This is a genomic window from Pseudomonas sp. BF-RE-22 (assembly GCF_019956155.1).
Classification (GTDB): domain Bacteria; phylum Pseudomonadota; class Gammaproteobacteria; order Pseudomonadales; family Pseudomonadaceae; genus Aquipseudomonas; species Aquipseudomonas migulae.
The window spans coordinates 32,043-53,526 of the sequence record NZ_JAHBDD010000014.1 but is presented as its reverse complement, the minus strand read 5'-3'; the positions used below and the strand labels follow the sequence as shown (position 1 = coordinate 53,526).

At 59.8% G+C, this 21,484-nt stretch carries 23 protein-coding genes and 1 tRNA gene; 17 read left to right on the top strand and 7 right to left on the bottom strand.

Annotated features, from left to right (window positions below):
* Positions 1–9 precede the first annotated feature (9 nt).
* Positions 10–912 carry a TIGR01777 family oxidoreductase gene (locus KGA82_RS10005; protein WP_223450262.1) on the bottom strand — a complete coding sequence of 301 codons (903 nt, stop codon included), beginning with the start codon at positions 910–912 and terminating at the stop codon, positions 10–12.
* A 196-nt stretch (positions 913–1,108) separates the two neighbouring features.
* Between KGA82_RS10005 and KGA82_RS10000 the strand changes: the two genes are divergently transcribed.
* From KGA82_RS10000 to KGA82_RS09945, 12 genes are all read left to right on the top strand, one after another.
* The gene (locus KGA82_RS10000; protein WP_223450261.1) at positions 1,109–2,095 is read left to right on the top strand and encodes an NAD(P)/FAD-dependent oxidoreductase; all 987 of its coding nucleotides are present in this window, start codon (positions 1,109–1,111) and stop codon (positions 2,093–2,095) included.
* Positions 2,092–2,307, top strand: a complete 216-nt coding sequence (locus tag KGA82_RS09995) for a TIGR02450 family Trp-rich protein (protein ID WP_223450260.1) — start codon at positions 2,092–2,094, stop codon at positions 2,305–2,307. Before KGA82_RS10000 ends, KGA82_RS09995 begins: the two co-directional genes overlap by 4 nt.
* A 218-nt stretch (positions 2,308–2,525) precedes the next feature.
* A complete protein-coding gene (locus KGA82_RS09990) occupies positions 2,526–3,485 on the top strand; it encodes a YbgA family protein (protein ID WP_223450259.1) in 960 nt (319 codons plus the stop codon).
* Positions 3,485–4,426, top strand: a complete 942-nt coding sequence (locus KGA82_RS09985; protein WP_223450258.1) for a MerR family transcriptional regulator — start codon at positions 3,485–3,487, stop codon at positions 4,424–4,426. The genes KGA82_RS09990 and KGA82_RS09985 overlap by 1 nt, the downstream gene beginning before the upstream one ends.
* Positions 4,427–4,447: 21 nt before the next feature.
* A complete protein-coding gene (gene phrB, locus KGA82_RS09980; RefSeq protein ID WP_223450270.1) occupies positions 4,448–5,893 on the top strand; it encodes a deoxyribodipyrimidine photo-lyase in 1,446 nt (481 codons plus the stop codon).
* Complete coding sequence (locus KGA82_RS09975) at positions 5,886–6,308, top strand: nuclear transport factor 2 family protein (protein WP_008025876.1); 423 nt, start codon at positions 5,886–5,888, stop codon at positions 6,306–6,308. The genes phrB and KGA82_RS09975 overlap by 8 nt, the downstream gene beginning before the upstream one ends.
* Complete coding sequence (locus KGA82_RS09970) at positions 6,305–7,087, top strand: SDR family NAD(P)-dependent oxidoreductase (RefSeq protein ID WP_192228947.1); 783 nt, start codon at positions 6,305–6,307, stop codon at positions 7,085–7,087. Before KGA82_RS09975 ends, KGA82_RS09970 begins: the two co-directional genes overlap by 4 nt.
* Positions 7,084–8,331: an NAD(P)/FAD-dependent oxidoreductase gene (locus tag KGA82_RS09965; protein WP_223450257.1), complete on the top strand. Its 1,248-nt coding sequence runs from the start codon at positions 7,084–7,086 to the stop codon at positions 8,329–8,331. Before KGA82_RS09970 ends, KGA82_RS09965 begins: the two co-directional genes overlap by 4 nt.
* Positions 8,328–9,143: a DUF1365 domain-containing protein gene (locus tag KGA82_RS09960; protein WP_223415253.1), complete on the top strand. Its 816-nt coding sequence runs from the start codon at positions 8,328–8,330 to the stop codon at positions 9,141–9,143. The genes KGA82_RS09965 and KGA82_RS09960 overlap by 4 nt, the downstream gene beginning before the upstream one ends.
* A complete protein-coding gene (locus KGA82_RS09955; protein ID WP_008025867.1) occupies positions 9,130–10,401 on the top strand; it encodes an SAM-dependent methyltransferase in 1,272 nt (423 codons plus the stop codon). The genes KGA82_RS09960 and KGA82_RS09955 overlap by 14 nt, the downstream gene beginning before the upstream one ends.
* Positions 10,394–10,900, top strand: a complete 507-nt coding sequence (locus KGA82_RS09950; RefSeq protein WP_223450256.1) for a DUF2878 domain-containing protein — start codon at positions 10,394–10,396, stop codon at positions 10,898–10,900. The genes KGA82_RS09955 and KGA82_RS09950 overlap by 8 nt, the downstream gene beginning before the upstream one ends.
* Before the next feature lie 53 nt (positions 10,901–10,953).
* Complete coding sequence (locus tag KGA82_RS09945) at positions 10,954–11,259, top strand: YkgJ family cysteine cluster protein (protein ID WP_056726267.1); 306 nt, start codon at positions 10,954–10,956, stop codon at positions 11,257–11,259.
* A 104-nt stretch (positions 11,260–11,363) separates the two neighbouring features.
* Here KGA82_RS09945 and KGA82_RS09940 read toward each other — a convergent pair whose 3' ends face one another.
* From KGA82_RS09940 to hemA, 6 genes are all read right to left on the bottom strand, one after another.
* Complete coding sequence (locus KGA82_RS09940; protein ID WP_192419158.1) at positions 11,364–11,882, bottom strand: acyloxyacyl hydrolase; 519 nt, start codon at positions 11,880–11,882, stop codon at positions 11,364–11,366.
* A 104-nt stretch (positions 11,883–11,986) separates the two neighbouring features.
* On the bottom strand, positions 11,987–12,778 hold the full coding sequence (gene murI, locus KGA82_RS09935) for a glutamate racemase (protein WP_008037212.1): 792 nt from the start codon (positions 12,776–12,778) through the stop codon (positions 11,987–11,989).
* Positions 12,771–13,526 (bottom strand): molybdopterin-synthase adenylyltransferase MoeB, encoded by a 756-nt coding sequence (locus KGA82_RS09930; RefSeq protein ID WP_223450255.1) that lies wholly within the window; start codon positions 13,524–13,526, stop codon positions 12,771–12,773. The genes murI and KGA82_RS09930 overlap by 8 nt, the downstream gene beginning before the upstream one ends.
* Positions 13,520–14,350 (bottom strand): peptide chain release factor N(5)-glutamine methyltransferase, encoded by an 831-nt coding sequence (gene prmC / locus KGA82_RS09925; RefSeq protein ID WP_223450254.1) that lies wholly within the window; start codon positions 14,348–14,350, stop codon positions 13,520–13,522. The genes KGA82_RS09930 and prmC overlap by 7 nt, the downstream gene beginning before the upstream one ends.
* Positions 14,351–15,433 (bottom strand): peptide chain release factor 1, encoded by a 1,083-nt coding sequence (prfA, locus tag KGA82_RS09920; protein ID WP_008025856.1) that lies wholly within the window; start codon positions 15,431–15,433, stop codon positions 14,351–14,353.
* On the bottom strand, positions 15,430–16,719 hold the full coding sequence (gene hemA / locus KGA82_RS09915; protein ID WP_008025854.1) for a glutamyl-tRNA reductase: 1,290 nt from the start codon (positions 16,717–16,719) through the stop codon (positions 15,430–15,432). The genes prfA and hemA overlap by 4 nt, the downstream gene beginning before the upstream one ends.
* 357 nt (positions 16,720–17,076) lie before the next feature.
* Between hemA and KGA82_RS09910 the strand changes: the two genes are divergently transcribed.
* The 5 genes from KGA82_RS09910 to KGA82_RS09890 all read left to right on the top strand — a co-directional run bounded on the left by KGA82_RS09910 (position 17,077) and on the right by KGA82_RS09890 (position 21,375).
* Positions 17,077–18,801, top strand: coding sequence for a tetratricopeptide repeat protein (locus KGA82_RS09910; RefSeq protein ID WP_008025853.1), 1,725 nt, complete (start codon positions 17,077–17,079; stop codon positions 18,799–18,801).
* A 4-nt stretch (positions 18,802–18,805) separates the two neighbouring features.
* Entirely contained in the window at positions 18,806–19,423 is a 618-nt protein-coding gene (gene lolB / locus KGA82_RS09905) for a lipoprotein insertase outer membrane protein LolB (protein ID WP_008025852.1), read from the top strand.
* Positions 19,424–19,425: 2 nt separating this feature from the next.
* The gene (ispE, locus tag KGA82_RS09900) at positions 19,426–20,277 is read left to right on the top strand and encodes a 4-(cytidine 5'-diphospho)-2-C-methyl-D-erythritol kinase (protein ID WP_032828609.1); all 852 of its coding nucleotides are present in this window, start codon (positions 19,426–19,428) and stop codon (positions 20,275–20,277) included.
* Between the two features lie 36 nt (positions 20,278–20,313).
* Positions 20,314–20,388, top strand: a tRNA-Gln gene (locus KGA82_RS09895).
* Positions 20,389–20,433: 45 nt separating this feature from the next.
* A complete protein-coding gene (locus KGA82_RS09890; RefSeq protein WP_003208392.1) occupies positions 20,434–21,375 on the top strand; it encodes a ribose-phosphate pyrophosphokinase in 942 nt (313 codons plus the stop codon).
* Positions 21,376–21,484 lie beyond the last annotated feature (109 nt).

The window sequence follows — 21,484 nt, the reverse complement described above, 5'->3', positions numbered from 1 at the left end:
CGTCCTATTTCAGAGGCGGCTGGACAAGTCGTCCAGAGCCGCACGCAGGTCAGTGAACTGGAAGGTGAAGCCCGCTTCCAGCAAGCGCGCCGGGACAGCCTTCTGGCCACCCAGCAACAGCAATGACAACTCGCCCAGGCCCACCTTCAAGGCCAGGGCCGGCATGGGCATGAACGCCGGGCGATGCAGCACGCTGCCCAGCGTCTTGGCAAATTCGCGATTGCGCACCGGTTTGGGCGCGCAGGCATTATAAGGACCGCTGGCGCTTTTCTGATGCAGAAGAAAATCAATCAGGGCGATTTGATCCTTGATATGGATCCACGGCATCCACTGCCGACCAGTGCCCAAAGGCCCGCCCAGCCCCAGTTTGAACAGCAGCAACAGCCGCGACAAAAAGCCGCCCTCGGCCGACAGCACCAAGCCGGTGCGAACGAAGATCACGCGAACGCCCAAGGCTTCGGCACGCTGGGCGGTTTCTTCCCAGGCAATGCACAACTGACTGGCAAAATCATCGATCACCGGAGGGGAATGTTCAGTCAACTCCCGCTCGCCCCCGTCGCCATACCAGCCAATGGCAGAGCCCGAAATCAACACCTGCGGTTTTTGTTCACGGCTTTCGAGCCACGCCAGCAAGGTTTCCGTCAGGGTGATGCGGCTGCTCCACAGCAAGGCTTTACGTCGGTGGGTCCAGAGCCGGTCGGCAATTGGCGCGCCCGCGAGGTTGATAATCGCATCCACCGGTTCCTGACCGAGGTCCTCGAGTCGGGCCACCGCGCGCACCTGGGCGCCACAGACTTTCGCGACTTTGGCCGGCGTCCGGCTCCAGACGGTCAGACGATGTCCCTGACTCAACCAGTGGCGGCAGAGCTGACGTCCTATCAAACCAGTACCGCCGGTCAGCAATATGTGCATGACTTCTTCCTCGCGTGGCGTTTTACCCTGATCACTAGTCTATTTTTATAAGCAGGGATCTTTGATATCGGGCAGGGTCTGTGTTTAACAATAGGCCAAGCTGTCAGAACGAGAACGCTAAAAGTTATACCGAAAAACAATATTGTACAGGTTTCAACCACGGCGTAGTCTGTACAGAAAGGTAAACGAGGCCCCTATGACTGTACCTATCGCAATCATCGGCACCGGCATTGCCGGACTCTCAGCCGCCCAGGCCCTTACGGACGCAGGGCATGTCGTTCAACTTTTCGATAAAAGCCGCGGCAGTGGCGGGCGCATGTCGAGCAAGCGCAGCGATGCGGGTGCGCTGGACATGGGCGCGCAATATTTCACTGCACGTGATCGCCGCTTTGTCACTGAAGTCCAGCGTTGGCAAGCCAAAGGCTGGGTCGCCGAATGGGCGCCGCAGCTTTATACCTACCACGGTGGCCAGCTCAACCTGTCGCCGGACGAGCAGACGCGCTGGGTCGGCACGCCACGCATGAGCGCCATCACCCGTGGCCTGATTGGCGATCTGGAAGTGCATTTTGCCTGCCGCATTACCGAGGTCTATCGCGGTGAAGAACACTGGCATCTGCAGGATGCCGAAGGGTTCACTCATGGCCCGTTCAGTCACGTGATCGTCGCCACGCCAGCACCGCAAGCGACCGCCTTGCTGGCCTCCGCGCCGAAACTCGCAGGCGCCGCCGCCGGGGTCAAAATGGACCCGACCTGGGCCGTCGCACTGGCCTTCGATACTCCGCTGGATACGCCCATGGAAGGCTGCTTCGTGCAAGACAGCCCACTCGACTGGCTGGCGCGCAACCGCAGCAAACCGGGGCGCGACAACACCAAGGACACCTGGGTATTGCACGCGACCAGTGCCTGGAGCCGGCAACATATCGACCTGTCCAAGGAAGCCGTGATCGAGCAACTGCACGGCGCGTTCGCCGAACTGCTCCACAGCGCCATGCCTGCGCCGAGCTTCAGCCTCGCGCACCGCTGGCTCTACGCCCGCCCCGCCAGCAGCCATGAATGGGGCACGCTGGCCGATGCCGACCTGGGTCTTTACGCGTGTGGCGACTGGTGCCTGTCCGGTCGTGTCGAAGGTGCCTGGCTCAGCGGTCAGGAAGCCGCCCGCCGCCTGCACGAACACCTGCAGTGAACCGCATCAACCCGAGCAAATTGCTGCTGTCGAAATGGACAGCAGCCCAGCCGCAAAACCGCGAAAAACATTTTCTGGTCATCGAGCTGTTCCGCGACGAGGAAGGCACGGTGCTGGACGTCGAATTGCAGGCAGTGCTGACCAAGCGCAATCAACGCCTGAGCTGGCAAACCCTGAAAAACAGCGACGCCTGGATCTCGGGCTGGAACTAGATCCTGTAGGAGCCGGCTTGCTGGCGATTCAGGCGCCACGGTTTAGCAGGTAAACCCCCATCATCGTTCATCGTCGGAACGCCGCCCGCAGCAAGCCAGCTCCTACAGCACGCCAAATACTTATACAAACAATTTGACTTGTACACCTTTGAATCTATGATGAAACACATGTTGTACAGAAATTAAATCCTGTACAGGTTTGGATTCGAGGTGCTCCGATGCTCCACGCCAGCGCGAAACCGAAAATCGCCATCAGCGCCTGCCTGATGGGCGCCGAGGTGCGTTTCAATGGCGGGCACAAGGAATCGCGGCTGTGCAGCCGCACCCTCACCGAGTATTTCGATTTCGTCCCGGTGTGCCCGGAAGTCGCCATCGGCCTGGGCATTCCTCGCCAGCCCATTCGACTGGTCGGCGACGCTGAACGCCCCGAAGCCATCGGCACTGTTCACCCCGAACTGAATGTCACCCGGCCGCTGGCCGATTACGCCCGGAAGATGGCCGCCGAGCTGGACGATGTCTGCGGCTACATCTTCATGCAGAAATCGCCGTCGTGCGGACTGGATCGGGTCAAGGTCTACCACGCCAACGGTGCGCCGGTAGACGGCGGTGGCCGCGGCATCTATGCCCAGGCTTTCTGTGCGTTGCACCCGGACCTGCCGGTGGAAGAAGACGGCCGGCTCAACGACCCGGTGCTGCGGGAAAACTTTCTCACCCGCGTGTTCGCCTACAGCGCCTGGCAACAGTTGCTGCAAGCAGGCCTGACTCGTCGCGGCTTGACCGAATTTCAATCGCGCTACAAATACCTGCTGATGGCCCACAACCCGGTGCAGTACAAAACCCTGGGCAATCTGCTGGGCAACATGGGCCGGATCGACCCGAAAGAACTCGGCCCACGCTATTTCAGCGAACTGATGGCGGCCTTGAAAAAGTGCGCCACGCGCCGCACCCACACCAACGTCCTGCAACACATCAGTGGTTACCTCAAGCAGGTCATCAGCGCTGAAGACAAACAGGAAGTGCAACACGTCATCGGCCAGTACCGCCACGGTATCGTGCCGCTGGTGGTGCCGCTGACGCTGCTCAAACATCACTTTCGCCAACACCCGGACCCGTACATTGCGCAACAGGTTTACCTGCAACCGCACCCGGAAAACCTCAGCCTGCGAAACGCGATCTGATGAAAATCCCACTCGACACCAGTGCCCGCGAAGACCTCGGCGCCGACTTCAAGAAAGCCCTCGATGAGGGTTGGCTGCCAATTCGTGAAGTGGCCCGGCAGACCGGCGTCAACGCCGTCACCTTGCGCGCCTGGGAACGGCGTTACGGTTTGATCGTGCCGCAACGCACGCCCAAAGGGCATCGGCTGTTCAGCGCCGAACACGTACAACGAATCCTGACAATCCTCACCTGGCTCAATCGCGGCGTGGCCGTCAGCCAGGTCAAGCAACTGCTCGACACCCCGCAAGCCTTTGGCGAATCGGTCGAAAATGATTGGCAGGTGATGTGCAACACGCTGCTGCAAGCAGTCACTCGGCTCAACGAACGCACCCTGGATGACACCGTCAACCAGGCGATCGCGTTGTACCCGCCGCGGACTTTGTGCGAACAACTGTTGATGCCGTTGCTGGCCGAACTTGAACAACGCTGGCAAGGCCAGTTTGGCGCGCAGATGGAGCGCGTGTTTTTTCACTCCTGGTTACGCAGCAAATTCGGCGCGCGCATCTACCATAACAACCGTCAACTGCGCACCGCACCGCTGCTGTTGATCAATCACTCCGACCTGCCGCTGGAACCGCATCTGTGGCTCACCGCGTGGTTGATCAGCAGCGCCGATTGCCCGGTGGAAGTGTTCGACTGGCCGTTGCCGGCGGGCGAGCTCGCACTGGCGGTCGATCACCTGCAAGCCCGTGGCGTACTGCTGTATTCCAGCAAAGCCATGAACCTTGCGCAGCTGCCGAAACTTTTCAACGGTGTCAGTTGCCCAAAAATGATTGCCGGACCAACGGTATGCATCCACCACGCCGAGTTGTCCGTAAAAACCACAGAGATTGCTGAATTGTTCCTGGCCGAAGATCCGTTATCGGCGCATCAGGACCTGGTACAGCGCGGGCTTATTTAAATGAATCGTACGGACACCACCATGCAATTGATCTGGCTGCGCAGCGACTTGCGTCTACATGACAACACCGCTCTCTCGGCTGCCGCTTCCCGGGGGCCGAGCGTGGCGGTGTACCTGTTGAGCCCGGAACAATGGCGCGAGCATGACGACGCGCCGTGCAAAGTGGATTTCTGGCTGCGCAACCTCCGTGAACTGAGCCACGCACTCGGCGAGTTGAACATCCCGTTGCTGATTCGCACGGCCTCTCGCTGGGATGAAGCGCCGAAGGTTCTGCTCGACCTGTGCCAGCAGTTGAAGATCGACGCGGTGCACGTCAACGAGGAGTACGGCATTCACGAAAGCCGTCGTGATGCGGCGGTGGCCGAAGCACTGAAAACCATAGGCGTCGACTTTTATAGCTACCTCGATCAGTTGCTGTTCAGCCCCGGCACCGTACTGACCAAGACCGGCACCTATTTCCAGGTCTTCAGTCAGTTCCGCAAAGTCTGCTACGACCGTCTGCACCGTTCATTGCCGAGTCTCGTCAGGGCGCCAGCGGTGCAATCGAAGCTGAACATCGACAGCGATGAAACCCCTTCAAGCGTTGCAGGCTTCGACACGCCCAGCGACACCTTGCGCGCGCTCTGGCCCGCCGGTGAAGCCGAAGCCCGACGCCGTCTGGACACCTTCGCCGATGCGCAGATCGACTACTACAAAAGTGAGCGTGACTTCCCGGCCAAACCCGGCACCAGTCAGCTCTCGGCTTACCTGGCGGCCGGCGTCATTTCCCCGCGCCAGTGCTTGCATGCCGCCCTGCAAAGCAATCAGGGCGAGTTCGAAAGCGGCAAAGTCGGCGCCGTCACCTGGATCAACGAATTGCTGTGGCGCGAGTTCTACAAACACATTCTGGTGGGCTACCCGCGCGTCTCCCGTCACCGCGCCTTCCGCCCGGAAACCGAAGCCCTGGCCTGGCGCGATGCCCCCGACGAACTGGCAGCCTGGCAAGAAGCGCGAACCGGTCTGCCGATCATCGACGCGGCGATGCGCCAACTGCTTGAAACCGGCTGGATGCACAACCGTTTGCGCATGGTGGTGGCGATGTTCCTCACCAAAAACCTGCTGATCGACTGGCGTGAAGGCGAACGTTTTTTCATGCGGCACCTGATCGATGGCGATCTCGCGGCGAATAACGGTGGCTGGCAATGGAGCTCATCCACCGGCACCGATTCGGCGCCCTATTTCCGGATTTTCAACCCGCTCAGCCAATCGGAAAAATTCGACAGCGAAGGCCTGTTCATCAAGCACTGGTTGCCGGAGCTGGCCGGGCTGAACAAGAAAGACGTGCACAACCCGGCGAACCTCGGCGGGTTGTTTGGCGTGGCAGGTTATCCGTCGCCGATCGTCAATCTAAGTACATCCCGTACACGCGCGCTGACGGCGTTCAAAAACCTGCCGTCGCGACAGAACGCGGGAGGCGGTTATGAGTGATTTCCTGCGCCGCTTCGCCTGGCAGTTTGCCGAGCTGAACAAAGACAACCTGCAGCGCCTGAATGAGCTGTACGCCGACGATGTGCACTTCACCGATCCGCTGCACGAAGTACAGGGCCTCGCGCATTTGCGCAGTTATTTCAGCGAGCTCTACGCCAACGTCAGCGAACTGCGCTTCGATTTTCACGGCTTCGACCAGATCGGCGAAGGCGAAGGTTATCTGCGCTGGGTCATGAGCTACCGCCATCCGCATCTGGCCGGCGGGCGCTTGATTCGGGTGGAGGGCTGCTCGCACCTGCTCTGGCGTGACAAGGTTTATCGCCACCGGGATTACTTCGATGCCGGGGCACTGCTTTACGAACATGTACCCGTATTGGGCCGGGCTATCGCCTGGTTGAAAAGGAGAATGGGATGAGCCTTACACCTCCACGACGATATTGGCTGACTGGCGCCAGCAGTGGCATTGGCGCCGCGCTGGCCGAGGAGATTCTGAAAACCGGCGCCCATCTGGCGGTCAGTTCACGTTCGCTGGCGCCGATGAAAGTCTTGTCGCAACGCTATCCCGGGCAAGTGCTGGTGGTGGCGGGTGACCTGACCAACAGCCAGACCGTACGCGAAATCGGCGAGCAGATCGCGCAAGACTGGGGCTCGCTGGATACGGTGATTCTCAATGCTGGCACCTGCGAATACGTCGACGTTCAGCAGTTCGATTCGTCGCTCGTCGAGCACGTGGTGCGCACCAATCTGCTGGCCAGCAGTTACTGCATCGAAGCCGCCCTGCCGCTGTTGCGCAAAGGCCTTGCGCCGCATCTGGTGGGCGTCGCCAGTTCGGTGACTTACCTGCCGCTGCCACGGGCGGAGGCGTATGGCGCGTCGAAGGCCGGGCTGCGTTATCTGTTCGAATCGTTGCGTATTGACTTGGCGCCCGAAGGCATCGAAGTCACCGTAGTCAGCCCGGGGTTCGTCGAGACTCCGCTGACGGCGAAGAACGATTTCCCGATGCCGCTCAGTTGGCCGGTGGGTAAAGCGGCGCGGCACATCTTCGAAAAACTGAAGCATCGGCCACTGGAGATCGCGTTCCCGGCGCTGTTCATGGCGGCGCTCTGGCCGCTGTCGAAAATGCCCAACCGGGTGAAGCTCGCCATCGGCAAACGCATGGTCCGCAGCAGTCCGCCGATCAAGGACGTGCCGTGAACATCGCCATCATCGGCAGCGGCATCTCGGGGCTGACCAGTGCTTACCTGCTGAATCGCCGCCACGAGATCACCCTGTTCGAGGCCGATGACCGGGTCGGTGGCCATACCCACACCGTGGACGTGAAAGTCGATGGCGAGCTTCACGCCGTGGACACCGGTTTCATCGTGTTCAACGACTGGACCTACCCGAACTTCATTCGCTTGCTGGGTCAGATCGGCGTGGGTTTCAAAGCGACCGAGATGAGTTTCTCGGTCACCGATCCGAACAGCGGCCTGGAGTACAACGGCAACAACCTCAACAGCCTGTTTGCCCAGCGCCGCAACCTGCTGTCACCGGGGTTCTGGGGCATGCTGCGCGACATTGTGCGCTTCAACAAGCGCGCCCGGCTCGACCTGTCCGAGGGCCGGATCGCGGCGCACACCACGCTCGATGAATACCTCAAGGCCGGCGGTTACGGCGAGCGGTTCATCCTGCATTACATCGTGCCGATGGGCGCGGCGATCTGGTCGATGCCGATGGCCGAAATGCTGAATTTTCCGCTGCAATTCTTTGTGCGGTTTTTCAAGAATCACGGTTTGCTGTCGGTCAACAATCGCCCGCAATGGCGTGTGATCGAGGGCGGATCGAGTGCTTACATCGCACCGTTGACCGCAACCTTTAACCGGAAGATCCGCCTCAACTGCCCCGTGATGCAGGTCGAGCGCGATGCCGATGGCGTCGTGATCCACAGCCGCGCCGGCAGCGAACGCTTCGACAAAGTGGTGTTCGCCTGCCACAGCGATCAGGCGCTGAAACTGCTGGCCAAACCGAGTGATGCCGAACAGTCGATCCTCGGCGCCCTGCCCTACGCCGACAACGAAGTGGTGCTGCACACCGACACGCGCCTGCTGCCGTCGCGCACACTCGCCCGGGCCAGCTGGAATTACCGCCTCGGTGGCGCCGGCCATACGCTGGCGGCGGTCACCTACGACATGAACATCCTGCAAGGCATCCAGAGCGACACCACGTTTTGCGTCAGCCTCAACCAGAGCGCCGGCATCAGCCCGGCCATGGTGCTTGGCCGATTCACCTACGCCCATCCTCAATACAGCCTGGCGGCGGTGGCGGCGCAGGAGCGCTGGGAAGAATTGAACGGCGCGCAACACAGCTTTTATTGCGGCGCCTACTGGGCCAACGGTTTCCATGAAGATGGCGTGGTCAGCGCGTTGCGCGTGGCCCGCTCGTTCGGGGAAGTGCTGTGAACAGCGCGCTCTACAGCGGCTGGATCGCCCATCGGCGGTTTGCCCCAAGGCGCCATGAATTCCGCTACCGGATCGGCCTGCTGTACCTCGATCTCGATGAACAGGACGCCGTACTCGGGTTATCGCCGCTGTCGGGCAACCGCCGCTTCTCGCCGTTTTCGTTTCGCGAAAGCGACTACCTCAAAGCCTTCACCGGCAATGGCATGCGCCTGATCGATGCGGTGCGCGAACAGGTCCGCCAGGCCATTGGTCATGCGCCACAAGGTTCAGTCTGCCTGCTGACCCAGCCCCGCAGTTGGGGCCTGGCGTTCAACCCGGTGAGCTTTTTTTATTGTTACGAAGCCGACGGCCAACTGGCGGCAATCGTTGCCGAAGTCACCAATACCCCGTGGCGCGAGCGTTATCACTACGTGTTGCCGGCCAGGACACCGGATGACCTGCGCGATTTCCATCAGCATTTCGCCGTGGCCAAGGCCTTTCATGTGTCGCCGTTTCTGCCACGCGATCTCGAACACCGTATGAGCTTCAGCCCGGTCGCGAAAAAACTCGGCGTGCACATGGCCGACTGGCAGGGCGAACTGAAGCTGTTCGACGCCACGCTCAACCTGAAACGCGAAGCCCTGAGTCGCGCCAGCCTGCACCGGTACCTGCGGCGCTTTCCGTGGATGACCGCAAAAACCTGCCTGGCGATTTATTGGCAAGCCCTGCGCCTGTTGTTCAAACGCGTGCCGATATTTGCTCATCAAGCTGCCGACGGCAGCTTTCAAACCGCCACCGTTCCGCCCAAGGATCGCCGCCATGAAATCCTCTAGCGTCTCGGCCAAAGCCACTCTACTCAGCACTAACGGCTTGACCGGGACGTTGCTGCGTCGCGGTGTGCTGCGGCAACTGGCGCACCTCAAGCACGGGCAACTGGTGGTGATCGAGGACGGCGAGCGGCAGGTCTTCGGCACCGCTGGCAGTCATTTGCAGGGGGAAATCCACATCCTCGACGCAGCGGCGTGGGGGTTGGTGGCGAGTAACGGTTCGATCGGCGCGGGCGAGGCATTTATCCACGGTTACTGGAGCTCGCCGGACCTGACGGCGGTGGTTCGCGTGTTCGTCAGTAACCTTGAAGTACTTGATTCGCTGGAAGGTGGCCTGGCGAAACTCGGCCGGCCCTTCGTTCAAGGCCTGCACTGGCTCAACCGCAATACACGCAAGGGTTCGCAGAAAAACATCGCCGCTCACTATGACCTGGGCAACGACCTGTTCGAACAGTTTCTCGACCCGACCATGATGTATTCGGCCGCACAGTTTCTAAGTCCCGAGGACAGTCTGGAACAGGCGCAGCTGAACAAACTGGAGCGGATCTGCCAGAAACTCGACCTCAAACCCAGCGATCACCTGCTGGAAATCGGCACCGGCTGGGGCAGCATGGCGCTGTACGCGGCGCAGAATTATGGCTGCAAAGTCACCACCACCACGCTGTCCAGGGAGCAGTACGCGTTTACCGCGCAACGGATCGAAACCCTCGGGTTGCAAGATCAGGTCACGTTGTTGCTCAAGGATTACCGCGACCTCACCGGGCAGTACGACAAACTGGTGTCGATCGAAATGATCGAAGCCGTGGGCCATCGCTTTCTGCCGACCTACTTCAAGCAGTGTGCGCACTTGCTCAAGAGCAATGGTTTGATGCTGTTGCAGGCGATCACCATCCGCGAACAGCGCTACGAGCAGGCCAAGGGCAGTGTCGACTTCATTCAGCGCTACATCTTCCCCGGCGGCGCCCTGCCCTGCGTGCAGAAAATGCTCGAGATCGTCAGCCGCGACACCGACATGAACTTGCTGCACATGGAGGATTTCGGCCTGCACTACGCGCGAACCTTGCGCCTGTGGCATGAGAATTTTCGCCGCGCCCAAGGCCGCTTGAGCGAATTGGGCTACGACGATTATTTCCTGCGGCTGTGGGAGTTTTACCTGTGCTACTGCGAAGGTGGTTTCCTGGAGCGCACCATCGGCACCGCGCAGTTGCTGCTGGCCAAACCTTCGGCGATCACCGCGCCGCTGCTCGGCCGTTTCGATGCTTGAACGCCTGGCCAACGCCGTGCTGTTCCAGCTCGGCTGGCTTGCCTGCGTGATCGGCGGCAACAGTCTGTGGTTATTGGTGGCGCTGGGCGCTTTGGTGATTCATCTGCTGTGGATAAGTCGTTGGGCGGACGAAGGCCGGCTGATTCTCAGCGTGGTGCTGCTGGGCACGACCGTCGACAGCTCATTGCGCTGGCTGGGGGTGTTCGAGTTCAACGATGTCACGCCGCTGATTCCCCTATGGCTGATGCTGTTGTGGGCGTTGCTGGCCACGACGTTGCGCCATTGCCTGCAATGGAGCGCAACGCCCTGGTGGCTGGGCTGCTTGCTGGGCGCCGTGGGTGGGCCGTTGTCGTATTACGCGGGAGGACAACTGGCCGGGGTGCAATTCCCTTACGGCCAATTACCGACGCTGATCGGCATCGGATTACTCTGGGCGCTGCTGTTTCCCACGCTGCATTTCATGGCCCGGCGCCTGGCGTCGTCCGACACCCACGACTGAGCGTCCGTCCGGCCTTTCACACAGCACCGACCGACTGACTTACACTGCGTGCCATGAAAACCATTCCCCACACGCAAATTGCCGAGCCTGCGGTCACGTGCTCGACCTGCGCGGCCTGCTGCTGCCAGCTCGAAGTGATGCTGATCACCGACACGGGCGTGCCCGAACGTTTTATCGATACCGATGATTGGGGCGGGGAAGTCATGCTGCGCCTGGACGACGGCTGGTGCGCCGCGCTGGATCGCAACACGATGATGTGCACGATCTACGAAAAACGCCCGCTGATCTGCCGGGAGTTCGAGATGGGCGCACCGGAGTGCATCGAAGAGCGCCAGGGGATTAGCACGGCGTATCGATGATTTAGAAATGTGTTGCCTGATCTGACGCCTTCGCGGGCAAGCCTCGCTCCTACAGGTTGGATGATCCCCTGTAGGAGCGAGGCTTGCCCGCGAAGCTTTTAGTCTTACAACGGCATCGTGTAATGCAGCGCGTAACTTTCTACACCATCGTTCGGGCTGCTGAGCCCCGCATTGGAATAGTGCGTCGCACGAATCCCGACTTCATGCCCGCCCGCAAAACGCAGACCAAAGCCGAAACGGTCTTCGAACTGAAAGGCGCTGCCCAGTTCGTTGCCTTCAAGTTCGGTATTCGAGAACGCCGCCACGCCAACCCCGAGCTCTAGATAAGGTTTGACGTTCTGACCGGCAAACTCATAAACAAACACCGGCGAAAAAGACAGGCTGTGGTTGCTGGAAGTCTTGTCGCCTTCCCAATAGGTGTAGGCACCACTCCAGTAACCGGTCAAACGACCGACGTCACTTTGCAACCAGCTCTTGTCCCAATCGAATTGCATGCCCAATCGATAGGTCATGGTCGAATCGCTGGTCTGGCCGACCCCGAACTCCACGCCTGCCGCCTGTGCGGTAAAACTTTGCCCCATCAATGCGGCCGCAATCGCGGCCAAGCAGAATAGTCGCTTCATAGAAACATCCTTTTCCGTACGATTTCGTATGGTTTTTTTGTTGCTTACCGCAATAGAAGCCGACGTTTAATCAGAAGTTCACCCCAATTACCCGTTTCCCCAAACTACCTATTGAAGCTTTGCACAACGCCAGCGGTATTCCACAGTATCGGCAAGATATTTCTGAAATGTTCCGGATCGGCACTCGTCCAGAATTGCGCTGCGCGAACTGGACCTTCAGCCAGCAATTCACGCTCGGCCAACAGCCGCTGAAGTTGTCGCGCGACGGCGGCGCCGGTATCGATCAGGCTGATGTCCTCGGGGATCATCTGCTTAAGCAACGGCTTTAGGAAGGGGTAATGCGTGCAGCCGAGAATAATCGTGTCGCAGCCTGCGGCGAGCAGCGGCCCGACATAGCGGGCCAGCAACTCACGCAGGGCGGGACTGTGCAGATCGCCGTTTTCAATCAGCTCCACCAGCCCCGGGCACGGCTGAGTGATCACCTGCACATCGGTGGCGAAACGGTCGAGCAACGCAGCGAACTTGGCGCTCTGCAAGGTGCCCGTGGTGGCGAGGACACCGACCACGCCGCTGCGGGTCGCGGCGGCGGCCGGTTTGACCGCAGGCTCCATGCCGACGATGGGCCACTCGGGGAAGTCGCGCCGCAAATCGGCAACACCGGCCACCGTCGCCGTGTTGCAGGCCAGCACCAGGGCCTTGGCGCCTTGCTGCTGAAAAAATTCGGCCATCACGCTGCAACGATGGCGAATGAATTCCGGGGTTTTCTCGCCGTAAGGAATATTGCCGCAATCGGCGACGTACAGCAGAGACTCGTTGGGCAGCAAACGCTGGACCTCGGCCAGCACCGACAGCCCACCGACCCCGGAGTCGAACACGCCAATGGGCGCTTCACGCATGTTTCGGCCCACAGACGCTGCAGCCCGGATCGCGCTTGACGCGCAATTCACGGAAGCGCGAACCCAAGGCATCGATCAACAACAGGCGCCCTACTAGCGGTTCGCCGAAACCGGCCAACAGTTTCATGGCTTCCAGTGCCTGAAGGCTGCCGACCAGTCCCACCAAAGGACCGACGACGCCCGCTTCACTGCACGTCAATTCAGCTTCGCTGCCGTGCCCGTATAAGCAGTGGTAGCACGGACTGTCCGGACGGCGCGGGTCGAACACCGACAATTGCCCTTCAAGACGAATCGCCGCGCCGCTGACCAGCGGCTTGCCGGCCGCCACGCACGCAGCGTTGACCGCTTCGCGGGTGGAAAAATTGTCGGAACAGTCGAGGACCAGATCCACTGTGGCCACCACAGCGGCCAGGGAATCTTCGTCCAGCGCGGCACGATGGGCGACCAGCTTGATCTCGGGGTTGATCGCGCTCAGGCGGCGGATCGCCGAATCGACCTTGGTCTGGCCGACGCTGTCGGTGTCGTGAATGATCTGGCGTTGCAGGTTGGTCAGGTCGACGGTGTCGAAGTCCGCCAGATGCAGCTCACCGATACCCGCGGCGGCGAGATACAGCGCAACCGGCGAACCGAGGCCGCCTAGACCGACGATCAACACGCGGCTTTCTTTCAATCGCAACTGGCCGTCGATGTCGACGTGCTGCAACAGAATCTGCCGACTGTAACGCAACAATTCCTGATCATTCAGCACGGCAGGCGCCCCAGGCTGATCCGTTGGTGACCGCCCAGATCGGTGCGGCTGTGGACTTCTTCAAAGCCGCGTGTCTGCAACAAATCGCGCACGGCTTCGGCTTGATCATAACCGTGTTCGAGCATCAGCCAGCCGCCCGCTTCCAGATAATCCGGGGCCTGGGCGACGATCAAACGCAGATCGTCGAGCCCGTCGACTCCAGCCACCAAGGCACTGGCCGGTTCGAAGCGCACATCACCTTCCACCAGATGCGGATCGGCGGATGCAATGTACGGCGGGTTGCTGATGATCAGTTGAAAACGCTGACCTTCCAGGGCGCTGAACCAATGACTGCTCAGCACGGTGGCGTTGTTCAGGTGCAAACGCTGACGATTGCGCTCGGCCAAAGCCACGGCTTCGAGTACACGATCCACAGCGGTGACGCTCCACGCCAGACGCTCGCTGGCCAGGGCCAACGCAATGGCGCCGCTGCCGGTGCCGAGATCGAGGACCTTGGCGGGGGTGGCGGGCAACAATTCCAGCGCGGCTTCCACCAGCAATTCGGTGTCCGGGCGCGGGATCAAGGTGTGTGGCGCAACTTCCAGATCCAGCTTCCAGAAACCTTGCTGGCCCAGAATGTAAGCCACCGGCTCACCGCCACGACGGCGTTGCAGGTACTCGGCAAACTTCAGCGCGGCGTCGCTTGGAACGATGCGCTCCGGCCAGGTGTGCAGAAAACTGCGGGACTTGCCCAACGCCGCCGCCAGCAGCAATTCGGCATCCAGACGCGCCGTCGGCGAGTCGGGTAAATCAGCGGCGCGCAACAAACTGGCAATGATCGTCATTTAGTCACCTATCGCTGCCAATTGGTCGGCCTGGTATTCGGCCAGCAACGGTTCGATCACCGCATCGACACCGCCCGCGAGAATTTCGTCGAGGGAATACAGCGTCAGGTTGACCCGGTGGTCGGTGACCCGGCCCTGGGCAAAGTTGTAGGTGCGGATGCGCTCGGAGCGATCACCCGAACCGACCAGCAACTTACGCTCGCTGGCGATGGCATTCGCCGCTGCGCTGGTCTGCTGATCATTGAGCTTGGCCGACAGCCAGGACATCGCCCGGGCGCGGTTCTTGTGCTGGGAACGTTCTTCCTGGCACTCGACGACGATACCGGACGGCAAGTGCGTGATGCGGATCGCCGAGTCCGTCTTGTTGACGTGCTGGCCACCGGCACCGGAAGAACGGTAGGTATCAATCCGCAGGTCCGCCGGATTGATCTCGATTGCTTCCTGCTCGTCCGGCTCGGGCAATACGGCCACGGTGCACGCCGAAGTGTGGATACGCCCCTGGGATTCAGTGGCCGGAACCCGTTGCACACGGTGCGCGCCGGATTCGAATTTCAGCTTGCCGTAGACGTTGTCGCCTTCGACGCGGGCGATGACTTCTTTATAGCCGCCATGTTCGCCCTCGTTTTCCGAGAGGATTTCCACACGCCAGCCGCGACGCTCGGCGTAACGCGAATACATGCGGAACAGGTCGCCGGAGAAGATCGCCGCCTCGTCACCGCCGGTGCCGGCGCGGATTTCAAGGAATACGTTGCGCCCGTCGTTCGGGTCCTTGGGCAGCAGCATGCGTTGCAGGCTGGCTTCGATCTCGATCAATTGCTCTTTGGCTTCGCGGACTTCTTCCACGGCCATTTCACGCATGTCCGGGTCGTTGTCCTTGAGCAGTGCCTGGGCGCCTTCGAGGTCGCTCTGTACTTTGAGCAACTGTTTATAGGCGTCGACAATCGGCTCGACTTCCGCGTATTCCTTGGAATAGGCGCGGAATTTGGTCTGGTCGGAAATGACCTCGCCGTCGCCAAGCAAGGCGGTCAATTCCTCGAAACGGTCCTGGAGGATGTCCAGCTTATTGAGCAGTGACGCTTTCATTGCGGTTTTTTATCCGAAAAGCTATCCGATGAGCCCTCACCGAGGGCAAAGAGTTCCTGGGCCATGGCCAGTGCGTCGAGGCGACCTTCGGCTGAGAGCTTTTTCAACTGCACGCTCGGGGCGTGCAAGAGTTTGTTGGTCAAGCCACGCGCCAGTTGCACCAGCACGTCTTCGGCGCTGCTGCCGTTGGCCAGCATGCGTTGGGCCTTCTGCAATTCTTCGTCACGCAGGCGCTCGCTTTGTTGGCGATAGGCCTTGAGTACATCCACCGCTGCCAGTTCACGCAGACGGATCATGAAATCTTCGGCACCGACCGAAACCATCTCTTCCGCCGCTTGCGCAGCGCCTTGACGGCTCTTGAGGTTTTCGGCGACCACTTCGTGGAGATCGTCGACGCTATAAAGGTAAACGTCGTCCAACTCGCCGACTTCAGGCTCGATATCGCGCGGTACGGCGATGTCCACCATGAAGATCGGTTTGTGCTTGCGCAGTTTCAAGGCACTTTCCACCGCGCCTTTACCGAGGATCGGCAACTGGCTGGCGGTGGAACTGATGACGATGTCGCTACGCACCAGTTCGGCCGGAATGTCCGAGAGCAACACGGCATGGGCGCCAAACTGCTCGGCCAGAATGCTTGCGCGCTCCAGGGTGCGGTTGGCGACGACGATGCGTTTTACCCCCAGTTCGTGCAGATGGCGGGCGACCAGGGTGATGGTCTCGCCGGCACCGATCAGCAAGGCCTGGCTGCGTTGCAGGTCGCTGAAAATCTGTTTCGCCAGGCTGACTGCGGCAAACGCCACGGACACCGGGTTTTCGCCGATGGCGGTGTCGGTGCGCACTTGTTTGGCCGCATTGAACGTGGCCTGGAACAAACGCCCGAGCAGCGGACCGATGGTGCCGGCCTCGCGGGCCACGGCGTAGCAGGATTTCATCTGGCCGAGGATCTGCGGTTCGCCCAGCACCAGCGAATCGAGCCCGGAGGCGACCCGCATCATGTGACGAACTGCCGCATCATCTTCGTGCACATAAGCGCTCGCGCGCAGCTCGTCGAGGCTCAGATGGTGATAATCGGCCAGCCAGCGCAGCACGATGTCCGCCGAAAGGTGATCCTGTTCTATATAGAGTTCACTGCGATTGCAGGTGGAGAGGATCGCAGCTTCGCGGCTGTCGGTGAGTCGGCAGAGCTGCTGCAAGGCCTCCACCAGCTGCTCAGGGGTAAAGGCCACGCGCTCGCGGACGTCTACTGAAGCAGTCTTGTGGTTAATACCGAGTGCAAGGAAGGCCATTCAAGGTCGCTGATGGTGACGTGAAGCCGGCAATTGTCCTACTTCGACAGATTCAGAACAACTACTCGATCTCTATTGACCTGGTAGCCGATGCCCGACTTTGCGAGCGGTTCTCGTTTACCCGACTTCCACGCAACCTTTGTAGGAGCCGGCTTGCTGGCGATGGTCGTGAACGATGGCGCATTTATTCCTGGAAAGGATGCGGCGCCTGCAAGTCCATCGTCGGAACGCCGCCCGCAGCAAGCCGGCTCCTACAGGGGTTTGTCGCGTGCTTCAGGGAAAATGCCCGGCCGGTTATGTTTGGCCGAAGGCTTGTGTCATGATGATCTGACCGCAGGTTAGTCGTCCTCTTCCTATATGAATAGATCTTCCGCGTTGCTCCTCGCTTTTGTCTTCCTCAGCGGCTGCCAGGCCTTGGCACCCGTTTCGTCGGACGGTACGTCGCCGGTCGAAGACAGCACTCCGGCCCCTGAAAAGCCCAAGGTCTACAGCTCGTTCAGCGAAGAAACCATCTTCAGCCTGTTGAGCGCCGAACTGGCTGGCCAACGCAATCGTTTCGACATTGCGCTGGACAACTACGTGACCCAGGCCATCAACACCCAGGATCCGGGCATCTCCGAACGCGCGTTTCGCATCGCCGAGTACCTGGGCGCCGATCAGGCCGCCCTGGATACCGCGCTGATCTGGGCGAAAAACGCCCCGGACGACCTCGAGGCGCAACGGGCCGCGGCCGTGCAACTGGCGCGCGCCGGGCGTTATGACGACTCCATGGCCTATATGGAGAAAGTCCTTCAAGGCAAGGGCGACACGCATTTCGATTTCCTGGCCCTGTCTGCGGCCGATACCGATCAGGAAACCCGCAACGGCCTGATGAAAAGTTTTGACCGTTTGTTGCAGCGTCATCCCAACAACAGCCAGCTGATTTTCGGCAAGGCCTTGTTGATGCAACAGGACGGCGACAGCAAAGGTGCACTGACGCTGCTGGAAGACAACCCGCCGGATGACGGCGAAATAGCCCCGATTCTGCTGCGCGCACGCCTGCTGCAAACGCTCAATCGTGGTGATGAAGCGTTGCCGCTGCTGCAAAAAAGCATCAAGAAATACCCGGACGACAAACGCCTGCGCCTGACGTATGCCCGCATGCTGGTCGAACAGGACCGGATGGACGACGCCAAAGTCGAGTTTTCGAGCCTGGTTCAGCAGTACCCCGAAGACGACGAATTGCGTTACTCCCTGGCGCTGGTATGCCTGGAAGCCAAGGCCTGGGACGAGGCCAAGGGCTACCTGGAAGACCTGATCGCCCGAGAAAGCCATGTCGACTCGGCACACCTGAACCTCGGCCGTATCGCTGAAGAGCGCAACGATCCCCAGGGCGCCCTGATCGAATACGCCAAGGTCGGCCCGGGCAACGACTACCTGCCGGCACAGTTGCGTCAGGCCGATATCCTGATGAACAACGGCAAGACCGCCGAAGCGCAAAGCCGCCTGGCGGCCGAGCGTGACGAACAACCCGATTACGCGATTCAGCTGTATCTGATCGAAGCCGAAACCCTGTCCGCCAATAAACAGGGGGACAAGGCCTGGAATGTTCTGCATAAAGCCTTGCAGCAATACCCGGACGATCTGAATCTGCTGTACACCCGCGCCATGCAGGCGGAAAAACGCAATGACCTGGCGCAGATGGAAAAAGACCTGCGGCTGATCATCAAGCGCGACCCGGACAACGCCATGGCACTGAACGCCCTCGGCTACACCTTGTCCGACCGCACGACGCGTTATGCCGAAGCCAAGGCCCTGATCGAACAGGCGCACCAGATCAATCCGGAAGACCCGGCGGTACTCGACAGCCTCGGCTGGGTGAATTTCCGCATGGGCAATCTCGACGAAGCGGAAAAACTGCTGCGCAAGGCACTGGATCGTTTTCCCGACCAGGAAGTGGCCGCTCACCTCGGCGAAGTCCTGTGGGCCAATGGCAAACAACGCGAAGCCAAACAAATCTGGGGCAAGTTCCTCAAGGAACAACCCGACAGCCCAATCCTGCGCGGCACCATCAAGCGCCTGACCGGATCAGAGACTCTTTAAGCTTATGTTTTTGCGCCACTTCATCGTTTTCAGTTTCATCGCCCTGCTCGCCGGTTGCGCGGGCTTCGGTGCCCGCGAATCGGTACAGGGTCAGGGCGACGCCGGCCTGTGGCGCGTTCACAAAGAACAACTGACCGGCCTCGACGGCTGGCAGATCAACGGCAAGATCGGCATTCGCGCGCCAAAAGACTCGGGCAGCGGCACGCTGTTCTGGTTGCAGCGCCAGTCCTATTACGACATTCGCCTTTCGGGCCCCCTGGGTCGCGGCGCCGCACGCCTGACCGGACACCCCGGAAAGGTTTCGCTGGAAGTCGCCAATCAGGGGCGCTATGAAGCGCCTACGCCGGAAGTGCTGCTCGAAGAACAGCTCGGCTGGAAGTTGCCGGTGTCCCATCTGGCGTGGTGGGTCCGCGGACTCCCGGCGCCGGACAGCAAGAGCCGCCTGACCCTGGACACCGATAGCCGCCTGGCCAATCTGGAACAGGATGGCTGGCAAGTCGAATACCTGAGTTACGCCGAGCAAAACGGCTTTTGGCTGCCCGAGCGGATCAAACTGCATGGCACCGACCTTGATGTCACGCTGGTGATCAAGGAATGGCAACCGCGCAAACTGGGGCAATGAACATGACGACCCCACGCTTGACGCTGCCCTCCCCGGCCAAACTCAATCTGATGCTGCACATCCTCGGTCGCCGTGAAGACGGTTACCACGAGTTGCAGACGATTTTTCAGTTTCTCGACTACGGCGATGAAATCACTTTCGCCGTGCGCGACGACGGTGTGATTCAACTGCACACTGAATTCGATGGCGTACCGCACGACAGCAATCTGATTGTTCGAGCGGCAAAAAAACTTCAGGAGCAATCCGGTTGTTCGCTCGGCATCGACATCTGGATCGAAAAAATCCTGCCAATGGGCGGCGGCATCGGTGGCGGCAGTTCAAATGCCGCGACGACTTTGCTCGGGCTCAATCACCTCTGGCAACTGGGTTGGGATGAGGATCGACTGGCCGCACTGGGCTTGACGCTGGGCGCCGACGTCCCGGTTTTCGTGCGTGGCCACGCGGCTTTCGCCGAGGGTGTGGGAGAGAAACTCACCCCTGTAGACCCCGAAGAACCGTGGTATCTCGTGCTTGTGCCGCAAGTATCTGTAAGTACAGCAGAAATTTTTTCAGATCCGTTGTTGACACGTAACTCTTCTCCCATTAAAGTGCGCCCCGTTCCCAAGGGAAACAGTCGAAATGACTGCTTACCGGTGGTAGCAAGGCGTTATCCAGATGTACGTAACGCATTGAATTTGTTAGGTAATTTTACCGAAGCAAAACTCACCGGAACTGGAAGTTGTGTGTTTGGGGGCTTCCCAAGCAAAGCTGAAGCTGATAAAGTCTCGGCCCTTCTTACAGAGACCCTTACAGGGTTTGTAGCAAAGGGAAGCAACGTTTCGATGTTGCATCGCAAGCTGCAAAGTCTGCTCTAAAGGAACCGATTACTGGGTAATCGTTGCAACAGATACAGGGGCGTCGCCAAGCGGTAAGGCAGCAGGTTTTGATCCTGCCATGCGTTGGTTCGAATCCAGCCGCCCCTGCCATTTTCTATACTCATCCAGGTTACCCTCAGCCTCTAGGTACTGCGCGTGTCCAAGATGATGGTCTTTACGGGGAATGCTAACCCCGATCTGGCTCGGCGTGTCGTACGTCAGCTGCATATCCCTCTCGGTGACATCTCTGTCGGTAAGTTTTCCGACGGCGAGATTACAGCCGAGATCAATGAAAACGTCCGCGGTAAAGATGTCTTCATTATTCAGCCGACTTGCGCTCCGACCAACGATAACCTGATGGAACTGGTAGTGATGGCTGATGCCTTCCGCCGCTCCTCGGCTACTCGTATTACTGCTGTTATTCCTTACTTTGGTTATGCCCGTCAGGATCGCCGTCCGCGTTCCGCACGTGTGGCTATCAGCGCGAAAGTCGTTGCTGACATGCTTACCGTAGTCGGCATCGACCGTGTTCTCACGGTTGATCTGCATGCTGACCAAATCCAGGGTTTCTTCGATATTCCGGTAGATAACATCTACGGCTCCCCCGTTCTGGTGGATGACATTGAAGATCAGCGCTTCGAAAACCTGATGATCGTGTCCCCGGACATTGGCGGCGTCGTGCGTGCACGTGCTGTTGCCAAATCCCTGGGCGTGGATCTCGGGATCATCGACAAACGCCGTGAGAAAGCCAATCACTCTGAAGTGATGCATATCATCGGTGATGTCGAAGGGCGTACCTGTATTCTGGTCGATGACATGGTCGATACCGCCGGCACTCTGTGCCACGCGGCAAAGGCTTTGAAAGAGCATGGCGCTGCCAAGGTTTTCGCCTACTGCACACACCCTGTGCTGTCCGGTCGGGCGATCGAAAACATTGAAAATTCCATGCTGGACGAACTGGTGGTGACTAACACCATCCCGTTGTCCGCTGCTGCTCAAGCCTGCTCGCGTATCCGTCAACTGGATATCGCGCCGGTTGTTGCCGAAGCGGTCCGCCGCATCAGCAATGAAGAATCGATCAGCGCGATGTTCCGTTAAGGGCCCTGCCCTTCTCGAACAGCTCGTTGACGAAAAGCGCCCCGCCCCGGCATTCCTGTCGGGGCGGGGCTTTTTTGCCCATATCGCCTTTAGCGCTGGTCGCAAACGC